20 protein-coding genes and 1 pseudogene are annotated in these 22,434 nt (G+C 74.2%); 11 read left to right on the top strand and 10 right to left on the bottom strand.

Going from position 1 to position 22,434, the window contains the following annotated elements; translation table 11 throughout:
• Positions 1 to 103: 103 nt before the first annotated feature.
• Together ACWDR0_RS09895 and ACWDR0_RS09890 are read right to left on the bottom strand one after the other, a co-directional pair.
• A complete protein-coding gene (locus tag ACWDR0_RS09895; protein ID WP_456351132.1) occupies positions 104 to 601 on the bottom strand; it encodes an ATP-binding protein in 498 nt (165 codons plus the stop codon).
• Between the two features lie 276 nt (positions 602 to 877).
• Positions 878 to 1,951 (bottom strand): hypothetical protein, encoded by a 1,074-nt coding sequence (locus ACWDR0_RS09890; RefSeq protein ID WP_456351140.1) that lies wholly within the window; start codon positions 1,949 to 1,951, stop codon positions 878 to 880.
• A gap of 291 nt (positions 1,952 to 2,242) precedes the next feature.
• On the opposite strand from ACWDR0_RS09890, the gene dapE reads away from it, so the two are divergent.
• Together dapE and ACWDR0_RS09880 are read left to right on the top strand one after the other, a co-directional pair.
• Positions 2,243 to 3,322, top strand: coding sequence for a succinyl-diaminopimelate desuccinylase (dapE, locus tag ACWDR0_RS09885; RefSeq protein WP_456351131.1), 1,080 nt, complete (start codon positions 2,243 to 2,245; stop codon positions 3,320 to 3,322).
• Positions 3,323 to 3,416: 94 nt separating this feature from the next.
• Positions 3,417 to 4,166, top strand: a complete 750-nt coding sequence (locus ACWDR0_RS09880; protein WP_456351130.1) for an LOG family protein — start codon at positions 3,417 to 3,419, stop codon at positions 4,164 to 4,166.
• 78 nt (positions 4,167 to 4,244) lie between these two features.
• On the opposite strand, the gene folP is transcribed toward ACWDR0_RS09880, so the two are convergent.
• Entirely contained in the window at positions 4,245 to 5,105 is an 861-nt protein-coding gene (gene folP / locus ACWDR0_RS09875) for a dihydropteroate synthase (RefSeq protein ID WP_456351129.1), read from the bottom strand.
• A 154-nt stretch (positions 5,106 to 5,259) separates the two neighbouring features.
• Here folP and ACWDR0_RS09870 point away from each other — a divergent pair.
• Together ACWDR0_RS09870 and ACWDR0_RS09865 are read left to right on the top strand one after the other, a co-directional pair.
• Positions 5,260 to 5,580 (top strand): annotated as a pseudogene (locus tag ACWDR0_RS09870) (DivIVA domain-containing protein); the annotation flags it as partial.
• A gap of 275 nt (positions 5,581 to 5,855) precedes the next feature.
• Positions 5,856 to 6,437 carry a DNA-3-methyladenine glycosylase I gene (locus ACWDR0_RS09865; RefSeq protein ID WP_456351128.1) on the top strand — a complete coding sequence of 194 codons (582 nt, stop codon included), beginning with the start codon at positions 5,856 to 5,858 and terminating at the stop codon, positions 6,435 to 6,437.
• 129 nt (positions 6,438 to 6,566) lie between these two features.
• On the opposite strand, the gene chcB is transcribed toward ACWDR0_RS09865, so the two are convergent.
• Positions 6,567 to 7,373 (bottom strand): 2-cyclohexenylcarbonyl CoA isomerase, encoded by an 807-nt coding sequence (gene chcB, locus ACWDR0_RS09860; protein WP_456351127.1) that lies wholly within the window; start codon positions 7,371 to 7,373, stop codon positions 6,567 to 6,569.
• Positions 7,374 to 7,980: 607 nt separating this feature from the next.
• Here chcB and ACWDR0_RS09855 point away from each other — a divergent pair.
• On the top strand, positions 7,981 to 8,148 hold the full coding sequence (locus ACWDR0_RS09855) for a DUF3117 domain-containing protein (RefSeq protein WP_006346801.1): 168 nt from the start codon (positions 7,981 to 7,983) through the stop codon (positions 8,146 to 8,148).
• A 385-nt stretch (positions 8,149 to 8,533) separates the two neighbouring features.
• On the opposite strand, the gene ACWDR0_RS09850 is transcribed toward ACWDR0_RS09855, so the two are convergent.
• Complete coding sequence (locus tag ACWDR0_RS09850) at positions 8,534 to 9,235, bottom strand: O-methyltransferase (protein ID WP_456351139.1); 702 nt, start codon at positions 9,233 to 9,235, stop codon at positions 8,534 to 8,536.
• Positions 9,236 to 9,459: 224 nt separating this feature from the next.
• On the opposite strand from ACWDR0_RS09850, the gene sigE reads away from it, so the two are divergent.
• From sigE to ACWDR0_RS09825, 5 genes are all read left to right on the top strand, one after another.
• Positions 9,460 to 10,236 carry an RNA polymerase sigma factor SigE gene (gene sigE / locus ACWDR0_RS09845; RefSeq protein WP_456351138.1) on the top strand — a complete coding sequence of 259 codons (777 nt, stop codon included), beginning with the start codon at positions 9,460 to 9,462 and terminating at the stop codon, positions 10,234 to 10,236.
• Positions 10,233 to 11,270 (top strand): anti-sigma factor family protein, encoded by a 1,038-nt coding sequence (locus ACWDR0_RS09840; protein ID WP_456351126.1) that lies wholly within the window; start codon positions 10,233 to 10,235, stop codon positions 11,268 to 11,270. Before sigE ends, ACWDR0_RS09840 begins: the two co-directional genes overlap by 4 nt.
• Before the next feature lie 440 nt (positions 11,271 to 11,710).
• Entirely contained in the window at positions 11,711 to 13,543 is a 1,833-nt protein-coding gene (locus tag ACWDR0_RS09835) for a S1C family serine protease (protein WP_456351125.1), read from the top strand.
• Positions 13,544 to 13,702: 159 nt separating this feature from the next.
• Complete coding sequence (locus ACWDR0_RS09830; protein ID WP_456351124.1) at positions 13,703 to 14,182, top strand: sec-independent translocase; 480 nt, start codon at positions 13,703 to 13,705, stop codon at positions 14,180 to 14,182.
• A 471-nt stretch (positions 14,183 to 14,653) separates the two neighbouring features.
• Positions 14,654 to 15,310 (top strand): hypothetical protein, encoded by a 657-nt coding sequence (locus ACWDR0_RS09825; protein ID WP_456351123.1) that lies wholly within the window; start codon positions 14,654 to 14,656, stop codon positions 15,308 to 15,310.
• Positions 15,311 to 15,485: 175 nt separating this feature from the next.
• Here ACWDR0_RS09825 and ACWDR0_RS09820 read toward each other — a convergent pair whose 3' ends face one another.
• The 3 genes from ACWDR0_RS09820 to ACWDR0_RS09810 all read right to left on the bottom strand — a co-directional run bounded on the left by ACWDR0_RS09820 (position 15,486) and on the right by ACWDR0_RS09810 (position 18,658).
• Entirely contained in the window at positions 15,486 to 16,619 is a 1,134-nt protein-coding gene (locus ACWDR0_RS09820; protein ID WP_456351122.1) for an Mrp/NBP35 family ATP-binding protein, read from the bottom strand.
• A gap of 42 nt (positions 16,620 to 16,661) precedes the next feature.
• On the bottom strand, positions 16,662 to 17,213 hold the full coding sequence (locus tag ACWDR0_RS09815; RefSeq protein WP_456351137.1) for a DUF1003 domain-containing protein: 552 nt from the start codon (positions 17,211 to 17,213) through the stop codon (positions 16,662 to 16,664).
• A gap of 74 nt (positions 17,214 to 17,287) precedes the next feature.
• Positions 17,288 to 18,658 (bottom strand): magnesium transporter MgtE N-terminal domain-containing protein, encoded by a 1,371-nt coding sequence (locus tag ACWDR0_RS09810; protein WP_456351121.1) that lies wholly within the window; start codon positions 18,656 to 18,658, stop codon positions 17,288 to 17,290.
• Positions 18,659 to 18,936: 278 nt separating this feature from the next.
• On the opposite strand from ACWDR0_RS09810, the gene ACWDR0_RS09805 reads away from it, so the two are divergent.
• Positions 18,937 to 19,842 (top strand): hypothetical protein, encoded by a 906-nt coding sequence (locus tag ACWDR0_RS09805; protein WP_456351120.1) that lies wholly within the window; start codon positions 18,937 to 18,939, stop codon positions 19,840 to 19,842.
• A 73-nt stretch (positions 19,843 to 19,915) separates the two neighbouring features.
• On the opposite strand, the gene ACWDR0_RS09800 is transcribed toward ACWDR0_RS09805, so the two are convergent.
• Together ACWDR0_RS09800 and ACWDR0_RS09795 are read right to left on the bottom strand one after the other, a co-directional pair.
• Positions 19,916 to 20,515 carry a hypothetical protein gene (locus tag ACWDR0_RS09800; RefSeq protein ID WP_456351119.1) on the bottom strand — a complete coding sequence of 200 codons (600 nt, stop codon included), beginning with the start codon at positions 20,513 to 20,515 and terminating at the stop codon, positions 19,916 to 19,918.
• A 130-nt stretch (positions 20,516 to 20,645) separates the two neighbouring features.
• Positions 20,646 to 21,782, bottom strand: a complete 1,137-nt coding sequence (locus ACWDR0_RS09795) for a magnesium and cobalt transport protein CorA (protein WP_456351118.1) — start codon at positions 21,780 to 21,782, stop codon at positions 20,646 to 20,648.
• Positions 21,783 to 22,434 lie beyond the last annotated feature (652 nt).

The following is a 22,434-nucleotide window of genomic DNA, read 5'->3' as shown; positions in this document are numbered from 1 at the left end:
GTCGGTGACGGTGCTGACGGTGGGTCCGGAGGATGCGCGGGAGGCGGTGCGCAAGGCGCTGTCGATGGGTGCGCGCTTCCCCGGGCCCGCCGCCGTATCCGGATCAGGTGAGCGGGAGGCTCTCGGTCGGCAGCGCGCTGACGGGCAGTCCGCCCTTCGCCAGACCCTCCGTGGGCAGGCTCTCCGTCGGCAGCCCGCCCTCCAGGGAGCCCGCCGTCAGCCCGCTCTCGCCCAGCGCGGCCGTCGCGCCGTCGGCGGTCTTGCCGAGCAGCCCGCCCGCGTTGCCCGCGGCCTCGCCCGCGGTCTCCTGGGCGGCCGGGGCGGCCGTCCGGCCCGTACCGCCGACCGCGCGGCCCGCCGCGGGCACGGTCTGGCGGACGGCGTCGCCGCCGGTCTTCCCGGCCAGCTCCGAGGTCTGCCGGGCGGCGCCGTCGAGGGTGCCGCTGACACCGTCGGCGTCGAGCGCGGTCAGCCCGCCGAGCGGCGCCGCCTGCGCCAGGTCGACGGCGCTCGCGGAACCGGCCGCACCGACCACGGGGGCTGCGCCGGCCGCGATGAGGAGGGCGGCACGGGCGATCCGACGGGTCAGGGGGAGGGACATGTTGCTCCTTGAGACGAGGGGGCAGCGGATGTATCGCCGTGACAACCGCGCGGAGGGCGGGGGAAGTTGCGGTGCGCCGAGGTAAAGAGTTCGTAATGCATCGCATAATCGGCCCCGGTGGAAAACGGGCGAATGCCGCCCGCCGGGAACCGCTGCCGAACCGTCACTTCACCGCTGCCCCAAGGGGTGCCGGGGGGTCGGGACAGGTGTTCCGGCACTCGGTGCGGGCCGGGGGAGCGGCGGGGTGCCGCTCACTCCCGCGGGTGAGGCGCCGGATCAGCGTTCGAGCCGGATCCGGACGGTGTCCGAGGGCGGTGCGGAGCCCGCGGCCGCCGGGGGCGGCGAAGAGGCGCCCGCCCCGGTCCGCCCGGTATCGAGGGTGCCCGCCGCCGCCGTCCGTCCGGCGTCGCCGGGGCCGCCGTCCGGTGCCCCCGGCCCGGCCCCGCGCCAGCCGCCGCCCCCGCCGTCCGAGCGCCAGATCCGCCCGGCGTACGCGACCTCCGCGATCCGCAGCCGCTCGGCCCGCGCCACGGCCCAGTGCGCCAGCTCCCAGCCCCGTGCCGTCCGGTCGCGCGCGCCGTCCCCGGGGCCGCCCGCCGGAGCCCCGGCCGTCACCGGCACCGTCACCTCCCGGGCGCCCCGCGCCGCCCGGGACCCGTCGAACCCCGCAGAGGCCGCTTCCGTACCGGCCTTCGGCAGCACCGCACGGCCGAACGCCTTCACCAACTCGGCCCGGACCCGCGCCGGATCGCCCGCCCGTCCCCCGCCGGGGCCCGGGGTGCAGCTCAGGGCCGCGCCCGCGCGCCCGGTCAGCGCGGCGGCCAGCAGCGCCGCGTTGGGTTCGTGCTTCGCGTACGCCTGCGGGAAGCCGCTCCGCTGCACCTCCTGCGCGGCGACCGTCAGCGGCAGCCGGGCATAACCGGGCACTCCGGCCAGGCCGTCGTAGAAGCGGCCCGCCGAGTACACCGGGTCCATGATCTGCTCCGGGGTGCCCCAGCCCTTCGACGGCCGCTGCTGGAACAGGCCCAGGGAATCGCGGTCGCCGTGCCGGATGTTCCGCAGCCCCGACTCCTGGAGCGCGGTCGCCAGGGCGATGGTCACGGCGCGCTCCGGCAGCCCCCGGCTGGTGCCGACCGCCGAGACGGTCGCCGCGTTCGCGGCCTGCTCGTTGCTCAGTTCGTACGACGGACCCCCGCCCGAAGCGGCCCGGACCGTGCAGCCGGGCGTGCCGTCCCGGGTGGACTGCTGGGCCGCGACATAGCCGATCAGCGCGGCCAGCACCGCGATTCCGGCGGTGAGGCGGGCCGGCCGGCGGCGGTGCGGGCGGGCGGCGGGGGCGTTCTCGGACACAGGCGCGGGCACAGGCACACCGTACTAGGGGGTATCCGGTTTCTCCCCTGTTGTGCAGGGGGAGACACCGCGTCGCGGCCGGGCGGAACCATCAATTCCGTACGCTCCGGGCCGTACGTGACGCCTCTGCCAGCCCTCTCGCCCCTCGCCGCCCCCTATACCGCCCCGCGGCCTTCCCCGGAGCGGGCCCCGGGCCCGGCGGGGGCACCTCCCCCGGGACCCTCCGTGGGGCGGGTCCGCGGCCCCTCGCGGAAACCTCGCGCCCACCCGCCCGCGGGTAGGGTCGGAATCATGCGCCCCACCACGCTCGACCTCAGCCTCGACGGCCCCGCCCTCACCGCCGCCCTTGTCGACTTCCCCTCCGTCAGCGGTGGCGAGAAAGCCCTCGCGGACGCCGTCGAGGAGGCGCTGCGCGCACTGCCGCACCTCACCGTCGACCGATACGGCAACAATGTCGTCGCCCGCACCGACTTCGGCCGGGCCGAGCGGATCGTCCTCGCCGGACACATCGACACCGTGCCCATCGCGGACAATGTGCCCTCCCGGCTCGACGACGACGGCATCCTGTGGGGCTGCGGCACCAGCGATATGAAGTCCGGCGTCGCCGTCCAGCTCCGGATCGCCGCCACCGTCCCCGAACCCAACCGCGACCTCACCTTCGTCTTCTACGACAACGAAGAGGTCGCCGCCCACCTCAACGGCCTGGGCCGGATCGCCGACGCCCGCCCCGAGTGGCTGGCGGGCGACTTCGCCGTACTGCTGGAACCCTCGGACGGCGAGGTCGAGGGCGGCTGCCAGGGCACCCTCCGGGTCCATCTCCGGACCACCGGCGAACGCGCGCACTCCGCCCGCAGCTGGATGGGGTCCAACGCGATCCACGCCGCCGCGCCGGTCCTCGCCCGCCTCGCCGCGTACGAACCGCGCCGGCCGGTCGTCGAGGGCCTGGAGTACCACGAGGGCCTCAACGCGGTCCGCATCGAGGGCGGGGTGGCGGGCAATGTCATCCCCGACGAGTGCACCGTCGTCGTCAACTACCGCTACGCCCCCGACCTCACCGCCGAACAGGCGCTGGCCCATGTCCACGAGGTGTTCGCCGGCTGCGGGGTCGCCGAGTTCACCGTCGACGACCACAGCGGGGCGGCCCGCCCCGGGCTCACGCACCCCGCCGCCGTCGCGTTCATGAAGGCCGTCGGTGGCACCGCCCGGCCCAAGTTCGGCTGGACCGACGTCGCCCGCTTCAGCGCCCTCGGCGTACCGGCGGTGAACTACGGGCCCGGCAATCCGCTCCTCGCCCACAAGCGCGACGAGCACGTGGTCGTGGAGCGCATCACCCACTGCGAGGAGAAGCTCCGCGAGTGGCTGACGTCGTGATCGGTCCGCGGGCCGGAAACAAGATCTACGCTTGACCGAAGAACGACCAACGACGACGTCCGCGGTGCGGATGTCCGGCGGAGGGAGCAGGTCCATGGGCAACCCCGATGGTGCGCGTGGCTGGGAGGAGCAGCGGCAGGGTCCGGTACTGCGCCGCAGAGACCAGGTCCAGCCCGGCACCACCGACCAGCGGCTGCTGGACACCGAGGGCGACTCCGAGTGGGTGCACACCGACCCCTGGCGGGTCATGCGGATCCAGTCCGAGTTCGTCGAGGGCTTCGGCGCGCTCGCCGAACTGCCCAACGCGATCAGCGTCTTCGGCTCCGCGCGCACCCCGCAGGACACCCCGGAGTACGAGGCGGGCATCCGGATCGGCAAGGCCCTGGTCGACGCGGGCTTCGCGGTGATCACGGGCGGCGGGCCCGGGGCGATGGAGGCGGCGAACCGCGGCGCGCGGGAGGCCGGCGGTGTCTCCGTCGGGCTCGGTATCGAGCTGCCGTTCGAGCAGGGGCTCAACCCGCACGTCGACATCGGGGTCAACTTCCGCTACTTCTTCGTCCGCAAGACGATGTTCGTGAAGTACGCCTCCGGGTTCGTGGTGCTCCCCGGCGGCCTGGGGACCCTCGACGAGCTGTTCGAGGCGCTCACCCTGGTCCAGACCGGCAAGGTCACCCGCTTCCCGATCGTGCTCTTCGGCAGCGCGTACTGGAGCGGTCTGGTCGACTGGCTGCGGGACACCGTCGTCGCCCAGGGCAAGGCGTCCGAGCGCGATCTGCTGCTCTTCCATGTCACGGACGACGTCGACGAGGCGGTGGCGCTGGTCACCAAGGAGACCTCGCGCTGAACGGGTCCGGCGGCGGGGGTACGGGGGAGCCCCGTACCCCCGCCGCCGGTGCACGGTCCGCGCTCCGGTGCGGACCGGTCAGGCCAGGCCGCGGCGGGCCGTCCGCGGCTCCCGGTGACCGGCGATCGCGGCCACCATCTCCAGCACCTGCCGGGTCTCCGCCACCTCGTGCACCCGGTACACCCGGGCGCCCAGCCACGCCGACACCGCCGTCGTCGCCAGGGTGCCGATCAGCCGCTCCTTGACCGGGCGGTCCAGGGTCTCGCCGACGAAGTCCTTGTTGGACAGGGAGACCAGCACCGGCCAGCCGGTCTCCGCCATCTCGCCGAGCCGGCGGGTGGCCTCCAGCGAGTGCCGGGTGTTCTTGCCGAAGTCGTGGCCCGGGTCGATCATGATGCCGTCGCGCCGGACCCCCAGCGCCGCGGCCCGCTCCGCGAGGCCCGTGGTGACCTCCAGGATGTCCGCCATCACATCGTCGTACGCGATCCGGTGCGGCCGGGTCCGCGGCTCCGCGCGGCCCGCGTGGGTGCAGACCAGCCCCGCGCCGTAACGGGCGGCCACCTCGGCCAGCTTCGGGTCGAACCCGCCCCAGGCATCGTTGAGCACATCCGCGCCCGCCTCGCAGACCGCGGCGCCGACATCATGGCGCCAGGTGTCGACGCTGATCACCACCGAAGGGAAGCGCCGCCGGACCTCGGCGACGAAACCGGCGGTACGGCGGATCTCCTCCTCGGCCGTGACCTCCTCGCCGGGACCGGCCTTCACCCCGCCGATATCGATGATCGCCGCGCCCTCGGCCACCGCCTGCTCGACCCGGGCCAGCGCGGGTTCGTCGCGGAACGTGGCCCCCTGGTCGTAGAAGGAATCGGGGGTACGGTTCACGATCGCCATGATCACCGGCTCGTGCGCCGCGAATTCGCGCGTTCCCAGCCGCAGCATCAGCGGTTTCCTCCTCTAGTGGTCCGGCTGCGACCCTAACCGCCGGACCGGCGTGGCACGATCAGCACCGGACGCATCCGCACCCGGGGCAAGCCCCGGTCCGCGACTCCTCGGCTACTCGGTTCCTCGGTTCCTCGGGAAGGGACGCTCGCTCGTGTTCTTGTTCTTGCTGATCGCGATGGTCGTGGTCGTCGGCGCGGTCACGCTCGCCGTGCTCGCCGGCGGCGACAGCGCGGCGCTGCCCGAGGCGGCGCCCGAGCGGCTCGTGGACCCGCTGCCGGCGAACAGGCCGGTGGGGCGGGCCGATGTGGAGGCGCTGCGGCTGCCGGTCGCGCTCCGCGGCTACCGGATGGCGGATGTCGACGACGCCCTGGCCCGGCTGGGCGCGGAGCTGGCCGAACGGGACGCGAGGATCGCCGAGCTGGAATCGGTGCCGGCGGGTGCGCGGGCGGTGGAGCCCGGTGGGCGGGAGCTGTTCGCGGACGCGGACTTCGCGGGGCCGGACAGGGGCACGGCCTTCGCGGACGCGGGCCCCGCCTTTGCGGACGCGGATCCGGACCTCGACCCGGGCTCGGAGCCCGCCTCGGAGCCGGAGCCGGAGCCGGGCAGGGACAGGGAGACGGTGCGCGACGCCGTACCGGACGGCGCGGGGGAGGACCGGGGCGCGGACTCCGCCGTACGGCCCGCCGAAACGTCCGGCGTCCCGTCCGACGCGCGGCCCGGTGAGGCCGGAACCGGCGGGCGGGACCGGTGACCGCCGGGGGAGCCGTGCCCGGGCCCGACGGGCGGCCGCGCTGCCCCTGGGGGCTGTCGGCTGACGACTATCTGCGGTACCACGACGAGGAGTGGGGGCGCCCGGTCCACGGCGACGACGCCCTGTTCGAACGGCTCTGCCTGGAGGCGTTCCAGTCCGGTCTGTCCTGGCTGACCATCCTGCGCCGCCGGGAGGGCTTCCGCCGTGCCTTCGCCGGATTCGCCGTCGCCGAGGTCGCCGCCTTCACCGGCGCCGACCGGGAGCGGCTCCTGGCCGACGAGGGGATCATCCGGAACCGGGCCAAGGTCGATGCCACCCTGGGCAACGCCAAGGTGCTGGCGGGCTGGGCGCCCGGCGAGCTGGACCGGCTGATCTGGTCGTACGCCCCCGAGGCGGACGGCCGGGCGGTCCCCGTGACCCTGGCCGACGTGCCCGCCGTCACGGAAGAGTCCACGGCGCTTGCGAAGGCGCTGAAGAAGGAGGGGCTGCGGTTCGTCGGGCCGACGACCGCCTACGCCCTGATGCAGGCGTGCGGACTGGTCGACGACCATCTGGCGGAGTGCGTGGCCCGCGGCTGACCTCCGCCGGCCGGTCAGCGGCCGCCGGGCGCCGGGCCGGGTGTACGGGCCGGAGCCCGGCCGGGGTACGGGAAACCGGCCGCAGCGGCCGGTGCCCGCCTTGGCTCACCGCTCGGTGAACGCCACCGCTCACCGCCCCTTGAATTCGGGCTTCCGCTTCGCCGTGAACGCGGCCACCGCCGCGCGGTGGTCCGCCGAGCCGCCCGCCCTGGTCTGGAGCTCGTCCTCCTTGGCGAGGGTCTCCTCGAACGAGTGGGCGGCCGCGTGGGCCAGAGACTCCTTGATCGCCGCGTAGGCCAGGGTGGGCCCCTCGGCCAGCGCCCGGGCCACCGCGCCCGCCTCGGCGAGCAGGGCGTCCGGGGCGACCAGCCGGTTCGCGATCCCCAGCTCGTACGCCTCCCGGGCGGTCAGGCTCCGCGGGAAGAGCAGCAGGTCGGCGGCGCGGCCGTGGCCGACCAGCCGGGGCAGCGTCCAGGACACCCCGGAGTCCGCGGTCAGACCGACGTCGGCGAAGGCCGTGGTGAAGGAGGCGGTGTCGGCGACGATCCGGATATCCGAGGCGAGGGCGAAACCGAGCCCCGCGCCCGCGGCGACCCCGTTCACCGCGGCGACGACCGGCTTCGGCATCCCGGCCAGCGCCCGGACGATCGGGTTGTAGTGCTCACCGACCGTGTTCATGGCGGACCCGGAGGCCGCTCCCCGCTCCGCGTCCCGGGCCAGCAGCACGGTGTGCTCCTTCAGGTCCTGGCCGACGCAGAACGCGCGGCCGCTGCCGGTGAGCAGCACCGCCCGTACCGCCTCGTCCGCCGCGGCGGCCCGGACGGCTTCCCGGAGCGCGACCTTGGTCCCGACGTCCAGCGCGTTCATGGCGTCGGGCCGGTTGAGCGTGATCGTCGCCAGCCCGTCGGTCACGTCGTACAGCACGGAGTCGGCCATGGGGTGGGGTCACCTCTTCTTGTCGGGGGCTCGGCGGTGGCTTGGCGGGTCCTGTGGGGGCCTGCCGGGTTGTCGTCTGGTATCCGGTATCCGGTATCCGGTTTCCCGGTCCCGGGCCGGTGCCGCCCAGCTCAGCATGGCGGAGAACGCGGCGAACAGGGCCGTGGGCTGTGACCTGTCTCAAAGAAAATCACCGGAGGGACGGCCCCCGGGGCTCCCGGCCGCGCCCGGGGCTGTCCCCGGGCCCGGGAGAGCCCGGGCCCCGGGCGCCGGGATGCGCGGGCGAAGGGCCGGGCGGCCGGGCGGGCCCGGGAGAAACCCCGGCGGGCCCGGTGGGCTCCCGGCGAACCTCGGCAACTTCGGCAACAACCGGCGGCACGGTGAAACCCCGGTGAATCCCGCGGAATCCCGGAGAAGACGGCCCGGCCGATCGCCGAATTGGGTGGTTTTGAGAATGTGCGTTGCCCAAGCGATGCCGACCGATGTTGGTCATCGGGTCCCGCCATGCGGGATAATGACCTGGAAGCAATGTGTTCGATGCCGTGACGGGCGCCCGCGGGGGAGCCGGTCGGTAGACGATGAGCTGGTTTCAGGAAGGGGAACGAGCATGGCGGCCATGAAGCCGCGGACGGGTGACGGCCCGCTCGAGGTGACCAAGGAGGGGCGGGGCATCGTCATGCGCGTTCCCCTCGAAGGCGGCGGTCGGCTCGTCGTCGAGCTGACTCCGGACGAGGCCGAGGCGCTCGGCGACGCCCTGAAGCAGGTCGTCGGCTGACGTATCCGGTCGTTCAGGACCCAGAGCACCGCCCCGGCACGGTTTCGTGCCGGGGCGGTGTCGTTCGGGCATCGTGTCCGGCGGTCTCCGGCAGCGGGGATTCGGCATTCCGGCCGCCCCGGGTTTCCGTTTCCGTATTCATTCCGGGCGGGGCCGTTCTTCCGGAGCCGTTCCCGGGTCCGGGCCGGGGAGGTTCTTCCGGGGCCGTTCCGGGGTCCTTCGGAGGTGAGCGTTCCGGCCGGGTCCGTTCCGGGCCGGTGTTCCGTGCGGGATTCGGTTACCCGTTACCGCCGGCCCGTATACGGCGCGTACGGCGGGGCGGGGCGGGGCGGGTCCGGTACCGGCGGCCGCCGCCCGGGCCCCGGCGGCGCCTGGCGGGCCGCCCTCAGCCGCGGCGGACCGCGCAGAGCAGACCGTCCCCCACGGGCACCAGCGACGGCAGCAGCTCCTGGCTCTCCCGGACCGTGCGCAGCAGCTCCCGCAGCCGCAGCACCTCGGCCGGCTGGGCCGCGGCATCGACCGTACGGCCGCGGGCGAAGACGCCTTCGAAGCAGACCAGGCCCCCGGGCCGCAGCAGGCGCAACGATTCGGCGAGATAGTCGAGGTACTCCAGGCGGTCGCCGTCGCAGAAGACGAGGTCGTAGCCGCCGTCCGCGAGCCGGGGCAGCACATCGAGGGCGCGCCCGGGTATGAAGCGCGCGCGGTTCCCGGCGAAGCCCGCCTCCCGGAAGGCCAGCTTGGCGAACTGCTGCCGTTCCGGCTCCGGGTCCACGGTGGTGAGCACACCGTCGGGCCGCATGCCGAGCAGCAGATAGATACCGGAGACGCCGGTCCCGGTCCCGATCTCCGCCACGGCCTTGGCGTCCGCGGTGGCGGCCAGCAGGCGCAGCGCGGCACCGGTACCCGGTGACACCGAGGGCACGCCCGACTCCCGGGCCCGGTCGCGGGCCCTGCGCAGCGCGTCGTCCTCGGCGACGAAGGCATCGGCGAATGCCCAGCTCGTCTGCCGGTTGGCGGTAATGGGCCTCTCCTGTCCCCGTAGTTGAACGCGACGTTGACTGTATCCGCTGGAGCCGGGAACCCGCAGATGGGACCGTTCGTTGAGCGGGAGGACACAAGAAGAGGCGGAAGAAGCGGCAACGGAGACCGGGATACCGGGACGCCGGTGATAACACGGGGCGCGGGATTACGCCGGGAGCGCGGCGGCATTCGGCCCGGCGGACGGGGGAGCACATGGATCGGGGCCAAGCGCGAGGGCGCTATCCAAATTCGCGTAAAGATTCTTATCCGGAGCTAACGGGCGAGGTGGCTATGGTAGGGGCTCCGCTGGACACCACCAGAGCCGACAGGGGAGGTGCGGCTGCACCCGCGGATCGTCGGGGAGCGCTGCGGCGCTTTCTCGCCAGGTCACCGGGTGAGCCGAAATCCGTGACCGACATTGCTGACCGTTCCACCGCAGCCACGACCGCAACCGCCACCGCGACCTTCGCCCCGGACGCGGAATCGCAGGCGTGGACGCCCCCCTCGTGGGAGGAGATCGTCAGCACGCACAGCGGCCGTGTCTATCGCCTCGCCTACCGCCTCACCGGCAATCAGCACGATGCCGAGGACCTGACCCAGGAAGTCTTCGTCCGGGTCTTCCGCTCCCTCTCCACCTACACGCCGGGGACGTTCGAGGGCTGGCTCCACCGCATCACCACCAATCTCTTCCTGGACATGGTCCGCCGGAAGCAGCGCATCCGTTTCGACTCGCTGGGCGATGACGCGGCCGAGCGGCTGGCCAGCCGTGAGCCGTCGCCGCAGCAGGTGTTCAACGACAGCCACTTCGACGCCGATGTGCAGCAGGCGCTGGACACCCTCGCGCCCGAGTTCCGGGCCGCGGTCGTCCTCTGTGACATCGAGGGCCTGTCGTACGAGGAGATCGCCGCCACCCTCGGCGTGAAGCTCGGCACCGTCCGCAGCCGGATCCACCGCGGCCGCTCGCATCTGCGCAAGGCACTGAAGCACCGTTCGCCGGAGGCCCGTGCCGATCAGCAGCGCGCGCTCGCGGGGGCAGTGGGGCTCGTGGGGGAGGGCGGACCGGCGTGAGCGGATCAACCCCCATCCCCCGGACCTCCCGGTCCGTCCAGTCCCCGGCCGAGCACCACCTCGGGGACCGGCTCGCCGCGCTGGTCGACGGTGAGCTGACCCATGACGCCCGGGACCGGGTGCTGGCCCATCTGGCGACCTGCCCCCGCTGCAAGGCGGAGGCCGACGCCCAGCGCATGCTGAAGGACGTCTTCGCCCGGAGCGCGCCGCCGCCGCCGTCCGCGGGGCTGCTCGCCCGGCTCCAGGGACTGCCCGCGGGCCCCGGTCCGCTGGGCTCCGACGGGGACGGCCCGGGTGCGGGCCCGTTCGGCGGAGGCCCGGGCTCCGGCTCCGTCTTCACCGCGCCCGTACCGGCCGGCGGCCGGCGGCCGGTGCCCTTCGGATATCTCCCCGGCGGCCATGGCGCCGGGCGCGGCCCGGCACCGCTCGGCGCCGGCCCCCGCGGCTTCGGGGTGCTCGAAGTCGGCCGTCCGGAGGGCGATCGTTCGCCCTGGCGCGGCCGCCGCTTCGCCTTCGCCGCCGCCAGCGCGGTCTCCTTCGCCGCGATCGCCCTCGGCGGCTCCATGCCGGTGGACGGGTCCTCGCAGGCGGGGGCGCGCTCCGGCGGCTCCGGCGCGGGCGGTACCGCCGCGGTGAACACCGGAGCGGGCAGCGCCACCGGCGCCTCGACCGGATCCGGCGCCTCCGCGGCGGTGAACCGCGCCGCGGACTACGAGCGCCGCAGAAACAGCGGTCACGGGCCGACGCGCTCCGAGGAGCGCACCGCCGGCCGGGCCGTGCCGGGAGAGCCCGAGGTGCCGCTGAACCTCGCCTCCCTGCCCGCGCCGGCCGCACTGAACGCCGCTTTCCCGGGCTTCCCGGCCTTCAAGGAGCCGCTGATACGCCCCATGGGGTACGCCTTCCATCTGGGCGCCCCGCACGGTTTCCTGCCGCCGGTCTCCTCGCCCGCCCCCGCCGCCTCCGCGGCGGCGGCTTCACCCGCGCCCGGGCACCGGCTGCCGGTCTCGCCGGGCCGGGTGGCCGACGCCCGCTGATGCGCGACGCCCGCTGACCCCCCGGGGGTGCTGCTCCCGGGCCGGTCGGTCCGGCGCTTGCCGACCCGGCTCCGCCCTGCGGCATCCTGACCCGCAGCATCCGGTGCCTCGCTGCCTGCCGGCCGATGTTTTCCTGGCGGCCGCTGCCTGCCGGCCGGTACCGGGCCCGCGGTCGGCGGCTTCGACGAGGAAGCGCAGCAGGTCCCGGCGGACCTTGGCGACCCGGGCGGAGGACTCGGTGCAGCCGGAGAGTTTCCCGGAGTCCGGTGTGGCCCCGGTCTCCGGCGATCCCGGGGCACCGGCGGACTCCGGGCCCGGCCTTCCGGCCACCGGGTTGTCCGGTGATCCGGGGCTTCTGCCGGGTGATTCGCAAACCTGGTTGAATCTCCGGGGGGTGCCCCGCCGGGGCGCCGCCCAGGCCGGCAGTCTGCGGGGAGAGCATGGACGACGGGAAGCACACCGCACCGAGGGCGGCATGGTGGAACCGGGCCGGTGCCCGGCGCCGTGCCGATGCGGCGTCCGCCGCACCGGCCGACAGCGGTCCCGGCGCGGCCGAGGCGCAGCCGCCCGCGGGGCCCCCCGTCCCCGCACCCGGTACCGGAGGGCCCCGGCCACTGCACGAGCCCGACGAGTACAGCACCCCGCCGTACGGCGGCCCCGGGCCGTGGGCGCCCGCCCCGCCCGTCCAGCGCCCCGTGCCGACCCCCGCGCACGGCACCGCCGTCCCGCCGCCCTACCCGCCGCACGGCACCCCCGCGAGCCCCCCGCCCGGGGCCTCGGGAGCGCCCGGCTCCACGGGAGCCCACCCGGTCCCGCCGCCCGCCGGGCCCGCGACCACCGGAGGCCACCCGGTCGCACCGCCCGCCGCCTCCGCGGCCACCGGGGCCCACCCGGTGCCGCCCTCCGGAGCGCCGGGATCCACCGGGGCCCACCCCGTCCCGCCGCCCGCCGCGGCCGGGGGCGTACCCCCGTACCCGGCTCCCGGACACGCTCCGGCCGCCCCGGGCGGGCCCGCCGACGCCGGGCCCCCGGCTCCGCCCGCCACGGGCGCGCACTGGCTCCAGTACGACCCCTGGGGCGCCCCCGGCGGCTCCGGCGGTTCCGGTGGGTCCCCCACCGCCCCCCTGACCTACGCGGACCTGCCCGGCCCGCGCCGCAGCAGCAGCAAGGGCCCCCTGGTCGCCGGAGCCGTACTGCTCGCCCTGGTCTCCGGTGTCATCGGCGGCGGCATCGGCTCCTACACCGAGCGGAACGGCGGCTTCGGCACCGACCGGATCGAACTGGACCAGGCCCCCAAGGAGAACCGCGACCGCGCTCCCGACAGCGTCGCCGGGATCGCCTCCCGCGCCCTGCCGGGTGTGGTCACCCTCCATGTCGGAGGCGGCGGGGAACAGGGCACCGGCACCGGCTTCGTCCTCGACAAGCAGGGCCACATCCTGACCAACAACCACGTCGTCGACCCGGCGGGCACCTCGGGACCGATCTCCGTCACCTTCAGCAGCGGCGAGACGGCCGCCGCCACGCTCGTCGGCAAGGACAGCGGCTACGACCTGGCCGTGGTCAAGGTGACCGGGGTCTCCGGACTGACCCCCCTGCCCCTCGGCAACTCGGACAACGTCCGGGTCGGCGACCCCGTCGTCGCCATCGGCGCCCCCTTCGACCTCCAGAACACCGTCACCTCCGGCATCATCAGCGCCAAGGAGCGCCCCATCACGGCCGGCGGCGAGAAGGGCGACGGCACCGACGTCAGCTATGTCGACGCCCTCCAGACCGACGCCCCGATCAACCCCGGCAACTCGGGCGGGCCGCTGATGGACTCCCAGGCCCGGGTCATCGGCATCAACAGCGCCATCCGCGCCGCCGACGGCGGCAGCGGCCCCGAGGGCGGCCAGTCCGGCTCCATCGGCCTGGGCTTCGCCATCCCGGTGAACCAGGGCAAGCGGGTCGCCGAGGAGCTGATCAACACCGGCAAGGCCACTCACCCCGTGATCGGCGTCAGCCTCAATATGCGCCACACCGGCGAAGGCGCCCAGGTCAGCGTGAAGAACAGCGACGGCACCCCGGGCGTCGTCCCCGGCGGCCCCAGCGCCAAGGCCGGTATCCGGCCCGGCGATGTGATCACCAAGGTCGACGGCCAGAAGGTGAACGGCGGGGAGGAGCTGATCGTGAAGATCCGCGCCCACCGGCCGGGCGACGAACTGGAGCTGACCGTTGTGCGCGACGGCCGGACCATGACGAAGAAGCTCGTCCTCGGCTCGTCCACGGACGACTGAGCGGCCCGGGGACCCCCGGGTGAACGGCGGATGGACGGGACGGTTCGGCGCGGATCGCCCCTTACCGGCACGTGACGCGCGGAACTTCGGCCGGGTACGGTGGATCGGACCCCGTACCCAGCGGACCGGCGGACCACGGAGAACACGAGGAGTGTCAGGGTGTTCAGTGACATAGGCGTACTGGAGCTGGTGGCTCTCGTCGTGCTCGCCGTACTGATCTTCGGCCCCGACAAGCTGCCCAAGGTCATCCAGGACGTGTCGCGCACGATCCGGAAGATCCGCCAGTTCTCCGACAGCGCCAAGGAGGACATCCGCGAGGAGCTGGGGCCGGACTTCAAGGACTTCGAGTTCGAGGACCTCAACCCGAAGACGTTCCTGCGCAAGCAGCTGGACCAGAACGACGAGCTGCGCGATCTGAAGGAACTGGGCGAGTCCTTCGACTTCCGCAAGGACCTCGGCGATATCGCCGACACGGTCAACGGAACCGAGCCGGCGGCCGCGGCCGTCCCCGGCGCCCGGGACGCCGAGCCGGTGACGAGCGGCTCCGCGCCCGCCGCCGCCGCGGGGACCCCGGATCTGCTGAAGAAGCGCGAGCCCGCGCGCGAGGAGCGTCCGCCGTACGACGCCGACGCGACCTGACCCGGTCCGATCTGACCCGATCTGATCTGACCTGACCCAAGAACAAGCAGCCGGCGCCCGACCCCGCCGGAGCAGTCGTTTTCCCCCGGGGCCCGGGGCGCCGCTGAGCGCTCCGGGCCCCAGGGCGTTCCCACTCCGTCCCCTCCGCCCCGCCGGCCCGGACGGCGGAGAGCGCACGGCGCACCGGGGCGCGTACGCCGCGCACGGCCCGGCCCCGGGCATCCCGGCGACCCGCCGGGACCGGCCCCTGCGGAGGACTCCCCGATGCCTCCGGGCTCCGGCCCGCCCATTGGGCCAGGCGGCCGCAGGCCCCTCGGAAGGGGGTCGGCAGTCGGGTCCTTCCCGCCCCGCGGGCGCCGGTCAATCCCGGTGCGCACGGGCAGGATGGTTATTCTCTCCATCTGTCAGGACGCGAGGACGCCCGAGGGGGGCGGGTCCGCTCCGGACTTCGGACACCGAGGAGGCGGCCCGATGGAGACGACGAGCCCAGAGGCGGACCGGACCGCGCCCGGGCGGCGGCAGCTTCAGGCCGACCGGACGCTCGACGACTACGGCCGGGCGCCCTTCCCCTGGTACGGCCTCGACGAGGCGTTCACCGGGGCCCGCTGGCTGATGCAGGTCGGCGCCGCCGCGGACGGCATCGTGCAGCACGGTTCGCTGGGCCACGGCGACACCCCGTCGATAAGGTCGTCCACCACCGCGGCGGACGAGATCAGGGAGCGCTTCGCCGTGGTCGTCACGGTCGCCGCCAGCCCGGTGCGCCGCAGCGGCGACGGTACGGGAGTGCTCGACGAGACCTCGGTCTCCTCGGCGGCCTGGCTGGCGGGCTCCGGTCTGCTGGCCCGCACCTGGCCGCCGCAGCTGGACCATTCGCTGCGGGACGACTGGCTCGCCCAGCAGACCGAGACGGCCTTCGAACTCGCCGACGACCTCGACGGTCCGGTCTGGTCGGTGCTCTCGCTGCCGGTCGACGGCGAGCCCACCCCGTTCCACTACCGCGAGAACGACTTCGGGTGGATCCTGGCCGGCTCCACCGGCGGCGGGGTGCATCTGGGGGCGTACGGGCGGGGGATGAGCGCGTACGGCCTCGGCTTCTCGGTCGTCCGCGACCTCGGCCCCTACGCCTGACCCCGGAGCCCGGAGCCCGGAGCCCGGACCCCGGAGCGCCCGCGCCCGGAGCTTCCGGTGCGCCCGGGACCTCGGGCGGCCGGGACCCCGGGCGGCCGGGGCTTCCCGGGCCCCCGGCAGGCCGGGCGGCGGGCGGAGCCCCGGCCGGGACCGTCAGAGCATGCTCAGAACTTGTTCAGAACTTGTTCCGGGGGGTGATGCCGAGGCTCAGCCCGGCCAGCCCCCGCTGCCGCCCGCCCAGCTTGCCCGCGATCGCCCGCAGCGCCGAACCCGCCGGGGACTCCGGGGCGGAGAGAACCACCGGCCGGCCCTCGTCGCCGCCCTCGCGCAGCCGTACGTCGATCGGAATGGAGCCCAGCACCGGCACCGTCGTCCCGGTGGTCTGCGACAGCCCCTCGGCGACCTTCTGGCCGCCGCCGGTGCCGAAGACGTCCACCATCTCGTCGCAGTGCGGACACGGCAGCCCGGCCATGTTCTCGACCACACCGACGATCTTCTGATGGGTCTGCACCGCGATGGACCCGGCCCGCTCCGCGACCTCCGCCGCCGCCTGCTGAGGGGTGGTGACCACCAGGATCTCCGCGTTCGGCACCAGCTGCGCCACCGAGATCGCGATATCGCCGGTACCCGGCGGCAGGTCCAGCAGCAGCACGTCCAGATCGCCCCAGTACACATCGGCGAGGAACTGCTGGAGCGCCCGGTGCAGCATCGGCCCCCGCCACACCACGGGCGCGTTGCCCGGGGTGAACATGCCGATGGAGATCACCTTCACCCCGTTCGCGGACGGCGGCATGATCATGTTCTCGACCTGGGTGGGACGGCCGTCCGCGCCCAGCATCCGGGGCACCGAGTGCCCGTAGATGTCCGCGTCGACGACACCGACCTTCAGCCCGTCCGCGGCCATCGCCGCCGCCAGATTGACCGTGACCGACGACTTCCCGACCCCGCCCTTGCCGGACGCGACCGCGTACACCCGGGTCAGCGAGCCCGGCTTGGCGAAGGGCACCTCGCGCTCGGCGGTCCCGCCGCGCAGCGCGGCGGCCAGCTCCCGCCGCTGCTCGTCGCCCATCACGTCCAGCGAGACGTCGACCCCGGTGACCCCCTCGACCCGGGCGACCGCGTCCGTGACGTTCCTGGTGATCGTCTCGCGCATCGGGCAGCCGGAGACGGTCAGCCAGACCGTGACGGCGACCGTTCCGTCCGCTGCGATCTCCACCGATTTCACCATGCCGAGATCGGTGATCGGGCGGTTGATCTCGGGGTCGTTCACCGTCGCCAGTGCCGCGAGCACCGCGTCTTCCGTAGCCATACGGAGATGGTACGGCGCGGCCCTCCGGCGCGGGAAAGCCCGTCAGCGGTCGCCTTCGTCACGCCCCGGCGGGCCCGCCTCCGGGAATACCCCGGGACGCGCCCGCTGCGCCGGCCGGACCGCCCGCTCGGACTGCCCCGGCCGCTGCCCGTCACCCGTGCCCAGGTCCCTGAGCAGGTCCTGGAGCTCCGAACGGATCCAGTCCCGGGTGGCGACCTCGCCCAGGCCCATCCGGAGGGCCGCGATCTCCCGGGCCAGATACTCGGTGTCCGCGATGGTCCGCTCGTTCTGCTCCCGGTCCTGCTCATGGGTGACCCGGTCGCGCTGGTCCTGCCGGTTCTGCGCCAGCAGGATCAGCGGCGCCGCGTAGGACGCCTGGAGCGAGAGCATCAGGGTGAGGAAGATGAACGGATACGGGTCGAACCGCAGCTCCCGCGGGGCCCAGATGTTCCACAGCACCCAGAGGATGATGACGGCGGTCATCCAGACGATGAACCGGCCCGTGCCCAGGAAGCGGGCGATCCGCTCCGACAGCCGCCCGAACGCCTCGGGGTCGTACTCCGGCAGGATCGTCAGCTTCGGCACCTGCGGCATGTCCAGCCGCACCCGGGGGCGGGCCGGCCGCTCCTTCGGCTCGCCCCGGTCCGCGGGCGGGCCCCAGTCGCCGCTCACCGCGCCGCCCGCCCCGGGGCGCCGTCCGCCCCCGCCGCCCCGCTACCGGCGACCGTGCTCCCGGCGGCCGGGCCGTCGGCGACCGCGGTCCCGTGGAACGCGGACTCCTCGAACTCGGTCTCCCGCCAGTCCTCCGGCAGCAGATGGTCGAGGACGTCGTCCACGGTCACCGCGCCCAGCAGCGACCCGCCCTCGTCCACCACCGGCACGGCCACCAGGTTGTACGCGGCGAGGAAGCCGGCCACCGCGGGCAGCGGGGTGTCCGGGGCCAGCGGCGGCAGATCGCTGTCCACCACCGAGGCGACCAGCGTGTACGGGGGCTCCCGCAGCAGCCGCTGGAAGTGCGCCGTACCCAGATAGCGGCCGGTCGGCGTCTCGTCGGGCGGCCGGCAGACGTACACCTGCGCCGCCAGCGCCGGGGGCAGGTCCTCCTGCCGCACCCGGGCCAGCGCGTCCGCGACCGTCGCGTCGGGCCGGAGCACGATCGGCTCGGTCGTCATCAGACCGCCCGCCGTCCGCTCCTCGTACGACAGCAGCCGCCGCACATCGGCCGCGTCGTCCGGCCGCATCAGGGTCAGCAGCCGCTCCTGGTCCTCCTCCGGCAGCTCGGAGAGCAGGTCGGCGGCGTCGTCGGGGTCCATCGCCTCCAGGACATCGGCGGCCCGCTCCTGGTGGAGCTTGCCGAGGATCTCCACCTGGTCGTCGTCGGGCAGCTCCTCCAGGACGTCCGCCAGCCGGTCGTCGTCGAGGGCCGCCGCGACCTCCGCCCGCCGTTTGGGCGACAGATGGTGCATCACATTGGCCAGGTCCGCCGGGCGGAGCCGTTCGAAGGTGGCGACCAGGCTCTCCGCGCCCTGGGCCTCCTCCTCCAGCGAGAAGCCGGTGACCGCCGACCACTCCACGGTCAGCGTCTCGCCCTTGCGGCGCAGCGCCCCGCCCTTGCCCCGCCGGACGAAGACCCGGTCGATCTCCCAGTCGCGGCGGGCCGGCAGCCGCCGTACCGACACGTCCAGCACGGTCACCTCCTCGTCCGCCCCGGCGCCCCCGCCGCCGACCAGCTTCACCCGCCGGTCCAGCAGCTCGCCCAGCACCAGCCGCTCGGTGGGCCGCTGTTCGAAGCGGCGGACGTCCAGTACTCCGGTGGTGATGACCTGGCCGGACTCGATACCGGTCACCCGGGTCATCGGCAGGAAGATCCGCCGCCGGGTCAGCACCTCCACGACCATCCCGAGCAGCCGCGGCGGCCGGTGGCCGACGCGGAGCATGGCCACCAGATCCCGCACCCGGCCGACCTGGTCGCCGTTCGGGTCGAAGACGGGGACACCGGCGAGATGGGAGACGAAGACGCGGGAGGTGCTTCCGGCCATGCTGCTCTTTCGTCCGGTTCCACGGTGAACGCTGGCGTTCGGGGGTTTCAGGCTAGCCCGTACCGAATGTCGCCGCCGGGGATCGGCGTCCGTATGGCGGTGGCACGGGCCCGCGGCGGACCGCCGCCCCGGGCCGCCGGCCCGCCCCGGCGCACCGCCCGGACGACCTCCGGCCGGGACCGGAAGCCCCCGGCCCGGGGGCGGCACGGGATCGTTGCACAGCACCGGTACGCTGCGCACTGCCACCCCATCAGAAGCCGTTGAGAGGCAGTGCGCAGGTGACTCTTCTCCCCTCCGTCTCCCGGACTCCCGCGGACCGGCCCGGGACCCCGTCCCGGCCCCGCTCCGGAGCCCGTTCCCGGCGGGCCATCGCCGCCCTGGTGCTGAGCGCGGGGCTCGTCACCGGGCTCGTCTCCTGCGCGGCGGAGGAGGACCCCGACAAGGGCACCAACGGAGTGGGGAAGCTCCCGGCCGCGGAGATCGAGACCCGGGCGCGGGCGGCCGCGGACGGGGCGAAGGCGGTACGCCTCTCCGGCACGCTGGTCAGCAAGGGCGGCACCTACAAGCTGAACATGAGGCTCAAGGACGGCGGCGGCAGCGGTTCGGTCACCACCGACGACCACACCTTCGAACTGCTGAGGATCGGCGACGACCTCTATCTCAAGGCCGACGCGGGCTTCTGGAGCGGCCGGGGCGCCGGTGACGGCTCGGAACCGTCGGAGACGGACGCGGAGGCGGCCGGGAAGCTCGGCGGCAAGTACGTCCGGGTGCCGCAGGGCGATCCGGCGTACGAGCAGTTCCGCGGTTTCACGGAGAAGGACGGGCTGCTCGACGCCTTCCTCGTCATGGAGGGCGAGCTGAGCAAGGGCGACCGTACGAAGATCGGCAACGTCCGTGCCGTCGAGGTCACCACGGAGGAGGGCAAGGGCGGTGTCCTGGACGTCTCCCTGGAGGGGACGCCCTATCCGGTCCAGTTCGCCCGCGCGGGCGGCGCGGGGGTACTGACGCTCGCGGAGTGGGACGTCGACTTCCCGCTGGCGCCGCCCGCCCGGGGCGCGGTTCTCGACTACGGCAAGGACCTGGGCCGGGGCGGCGGCAAGGGCGGCTCGTCCGGCGGGAAGGGCGAAGGCGGTACGGGCGGCGAGGGCGCTTCGACGGAGGGCAAGGGCGAGAGCGGCGGCTGACGCCCGGACTCCGCCCCGGCGGCTGACGGCCGGGCGCCCGGGCGCTGCCCCGGTGGGGGAGCCGCCGGGCCGCTCAGTTCTTGCGGCGGCGGCGCAGCAGCAGCCGGGGCAGGGCCGCCGGAATCGGGCGCCGGGTGGTCGCCGGGCTGCCCGGGGGCGGTACGGCCAGCGAACCGTCGGGCAGCTCCCCCGCCACCGAGACCGGGGCCAGCCGCAGCACCCGGCAGGACTCCGCCCACAGCTCGGGCAGCCCCTCGGTGTCGGCCGCGTTCAGCCGCTTGGACTTCAGCTCGGCCACCGCCGATTCCCACTCCTCCGAGCGGGGCGCCGGCTCGGTCACCGAGGCCCGCCAGGACACCAGGCGGCCGCCTTTGTCCTTGCTGCGTACGGTGATGTCCGCCGAGCCGCCCGCGGTGAGACCGGGCAGCGGCTGCTCACCGGGCCCGTCGCCCACGACGAACGCCGCGCCCTCGTGCCAGATGTGCCACAGCGCCCGCTCGGGGGCGCCGCCGGTGCCGCGGACCCAGATCAGCCCGGACTTCTTCGTGGCCTCCTCGACCAGGGCGAGCGGGAAGTCCGCGTCCGGGTCCGGGGCCGCCGGGGTGTCCGCTGCGGTGCCGGGGGAGGGGGCCGCTGCCCGGGCCTGGGCCGCGGCGGACTGGGCGTCTGTCATGACCGCAGCCTACCGGCGGGCGGCACCCCGGCCGGCGGGCCGGGGCGGGCGGGGCCGGCGGCCGGGGTGCCGCCCGAGTGTCCGCCGCGGACGCCGGTCCGGCGCCCCCGGCCGCCCGGGAGACCGGCGGTCAGAGCCAGCCGTTGCGCTTGAGGGTGCGGTGGATGGTGAAACAGATGACGCCGATGGCGGTCAGCACCATCGGATAGCCGTACTGCCAGCGCAGCTCCGGCATGTAGTCGAAGTTCATCCCGTACACCCCGCACACCGCCGTCGGCACCGCGATGATCGCCGCCCAGGAGGTGATCTTGCGCATGTCCTCGTTCTGGGCCACGGTCGCCTGCGCCAGATTGGCCTGGAGGATGGAGTTCAGCAGCTCGTCGAAGCCGAGGACCTCTTCCTGGACCCGGGCGAGGTGGTCGGCGACGTCCCGGAAGTACTTCTGGATATCGGGGTCGATCAGCCGCATCGGCCGCTCGCTCAGCAGCTGCATGGGCCGCAGCAGCGGGGTCACCGCCCGCTTGAACTCCAGCACCTCGCGCTTCAGCTGGTAGATCCGGCCCGCGTCGGTGCCCCGGGCACTGCTGCCCTTGGACGGCGCCGAGAAGACCTCGATCTCGACCTCGTCGATATCGTCCTGCATCGCGTCGGCGACCGCGATATAGCCGTCCACCACATGGTCGGCGAGGGCGTGCAGTACCGCGGAAGGCCCCTTGGACAGCAGCTCGGTGTCCTTCTGGAGGCCCTGCCGCAGGGCGCGCAGCGACCCCCGGCCGCCGTGCCGGACCGTGATGACGAAGTCCCGGCCGGTGAAGCACATCACCTCGCCGGTCTCGACGACGTCGCTGGTCGCGGTCAGCTCGGCATGCTCCACGTAGTGCACGGTCTTGAAGACGGTGAACAGGGTGTCGTCGTACCGCTCCAGCTTGGGCCGCTGATGGGCGTGGACGGCGTCCTCGACGGCGAGCGGGTGGAGGCCGAACTCGGCCGCGATCCCGGCGAACTCCTCCTCCGTCGGCTCGTGCAGCCCGATCCACGCGAATCCGCCGCCCTCGCGGACGCGGAGCATCGCCTCGCGCGGGGTGAGGCCGCTGTCGCCGGCCAGCCGGCTGCCGTCGCGGTAGACGGCGCAGTCGACGACGGCGCTGGAGGCGGAGGGGTCACGGGGGTTGTCGTATCCGGCCGGGTAGGCCGAGGGGTAGTCGGTACCGCCGGTGCGCCGCCGGGAGGGGCGGACGGCGGCGCGCAGGTCACGGATCATCGACATGGCTGACTCCAATCACGGAGAGCCGCCGGCGCCGGGGAGGCACAGCCCGGAATGGGGACGTGGGCTCACGTCCGCAAAGCGGGCGGCACCGCGGTTCGGCACGGTGACGGCGTTCGCAACAGACAGTTCGCAACAGACGGAAGGGCTTCGCAGCAAGCAGGGTCTGACCGTCGAGTACCGAACCGCCGGAGGCACCGGACCCGGCGCGGAGGCCGGAGCCGGACGGACCGGCGTACCGCTGCCCGGGATGCGAGCGGGAAGCGGTGCTCTTCCGTGGTGCGAAGACACCTCCGGTGTCCGCGGATCCGCCGTATCAGGAGATACGGGAGGGATTTCGCGGGTCCCGCCGGCCGGACGAGCCGGGGCGGGGGTGGATCACCGGGTGGGCGCGGTCGCGAACGCGGCGCCGTGACGGGGCCGTACGGAAGAGCGGCTGGTACTACACGGTCGACTTCGATCCACCGTGGATCCCACCTCCTCCGGCCGGTCCCCCGTGAGGGACAGTCGTACCCCCGGTGAAGGGGGATCAGATCGTCGGCGGGACCGCGGATGCGGCGCGTGTGACGCACCGGTCTGCTGATGTCCCGACCAGCCGCCAACACTATCAGCCGACCGACGGTCAACAGGTGTCATTGCCCGTTCCGCACGCGTT

Source organism: Streptomyces sp. NPDC003691 (assembly GCF_053981115.1).
Note: the sequence above shows the minus strand (reverse complement) of the source record. Positions and strands in the feature narration are given on the sequence as shown.

Excerpts from the sequence above, each read along its gene's own strand:
- ACWDR0_RS09895 (WP_456351132.1), bottom strand. The coding sequence starts at position 601 with ATGTCCCTCCCCCTGACCCGTCGGATCGCCCGTGCCGCCCTCCTCATC.
- dapE (WP_456351131.1), top strand. The coding sequence starts at position 2,243 with ATGCGCCCCACCACGCTCGACCTCAGCCTCGACGGCCCCGCCCTCACC.
- ACWDR0_RS09880 (WP_456351130.1), top strand. The coding sequence starts at position 3,417 with ATGGGCAACCCCGATGGTGCGCGTGGCTGGGAGGAGCAGCGGCAGGGT.
- folP (WP_456351129.1), bottom strand. The coding sequence starts at position 5,105 with ATGCTGCGGCTGGGAACGCGCGAATTCGCGGCGCACGAGCCGGTGATC.
- chcB (WP_456351127.1), bottom strand. The coding sequence starts at position 7,373 with ATGGCCGACTCCGTGCTGTACGACGTGACCGACGGGCTGGCGACGATC.
- ACWDR0_RS09855 (WP_006346801.1), top strand. The coding sequence starts at position 7,981 with ATGGCGGCCATGAAGCCGCGGACGGGTGACGGCCCGCTCGAGGTGACC.
- sigE (WP_456351138.1), top strand. The coding sequence starts at position 9,460 with ATGGTAGGGGCTCCGCTGGACACCACCAGAGCCGACAGGGGAGGTGCG.
- ACWDR0_RS09835 (WP_456351125.1), top strand. The coding sequence starts at position 11,711 with ATGGACGACGGGAAGCACACCGCACCGAGGGCGGCATGGTGGAACCGG.
- ACWDR0_RS09825 (WP_456351123.1), top strand. The coding sequence starts at position 14,654 with ATGGAGACGACGAGCCCAGAGGCGGACCGGACCGCGCCCGGGCGGCGG.
- ACWDR0_RS09820 (WP_456351122.1), bottom strand. The coding sequence starts at position 16,619 with ATGGCTACGGAAGACGCGGTGCTCGCGGCACTGGCGACGGTGAACGAC.
- ACWDR0_RS09815 (WP_456351137.1), bottom strand. The coding sequence starts at position 17,213 with ATGCCGCAGGTGCCGAAGCTGACGATCCTGCCGGAGTACGACCCCGAG.
- ACWDR0_RS09810 (WP_456351121.1), bottom strand. The coding sequence starts at position 18,658 with ATGGCCGGAAGCACCTCCCGCGTCTTCGTCTCCCATCTCGCCGGTGTC.
- ACWDR0_RS09800 (WP_456351119.1), bottom strand. The coding sequence starts at position 20,515 with ATGACAGACGCCCAGTCCGCCGCGGCCCAGGCCCGGGCAGCGGCCCCC.
- ACWDR0_RS09795 (WP_456351118.1), bottom strand. The coding sequence starts at position 21,782 with ATGTCGATGATCCGTGACCTGCGCGCCGCCGTCCGCCCCTCCCGGCGG.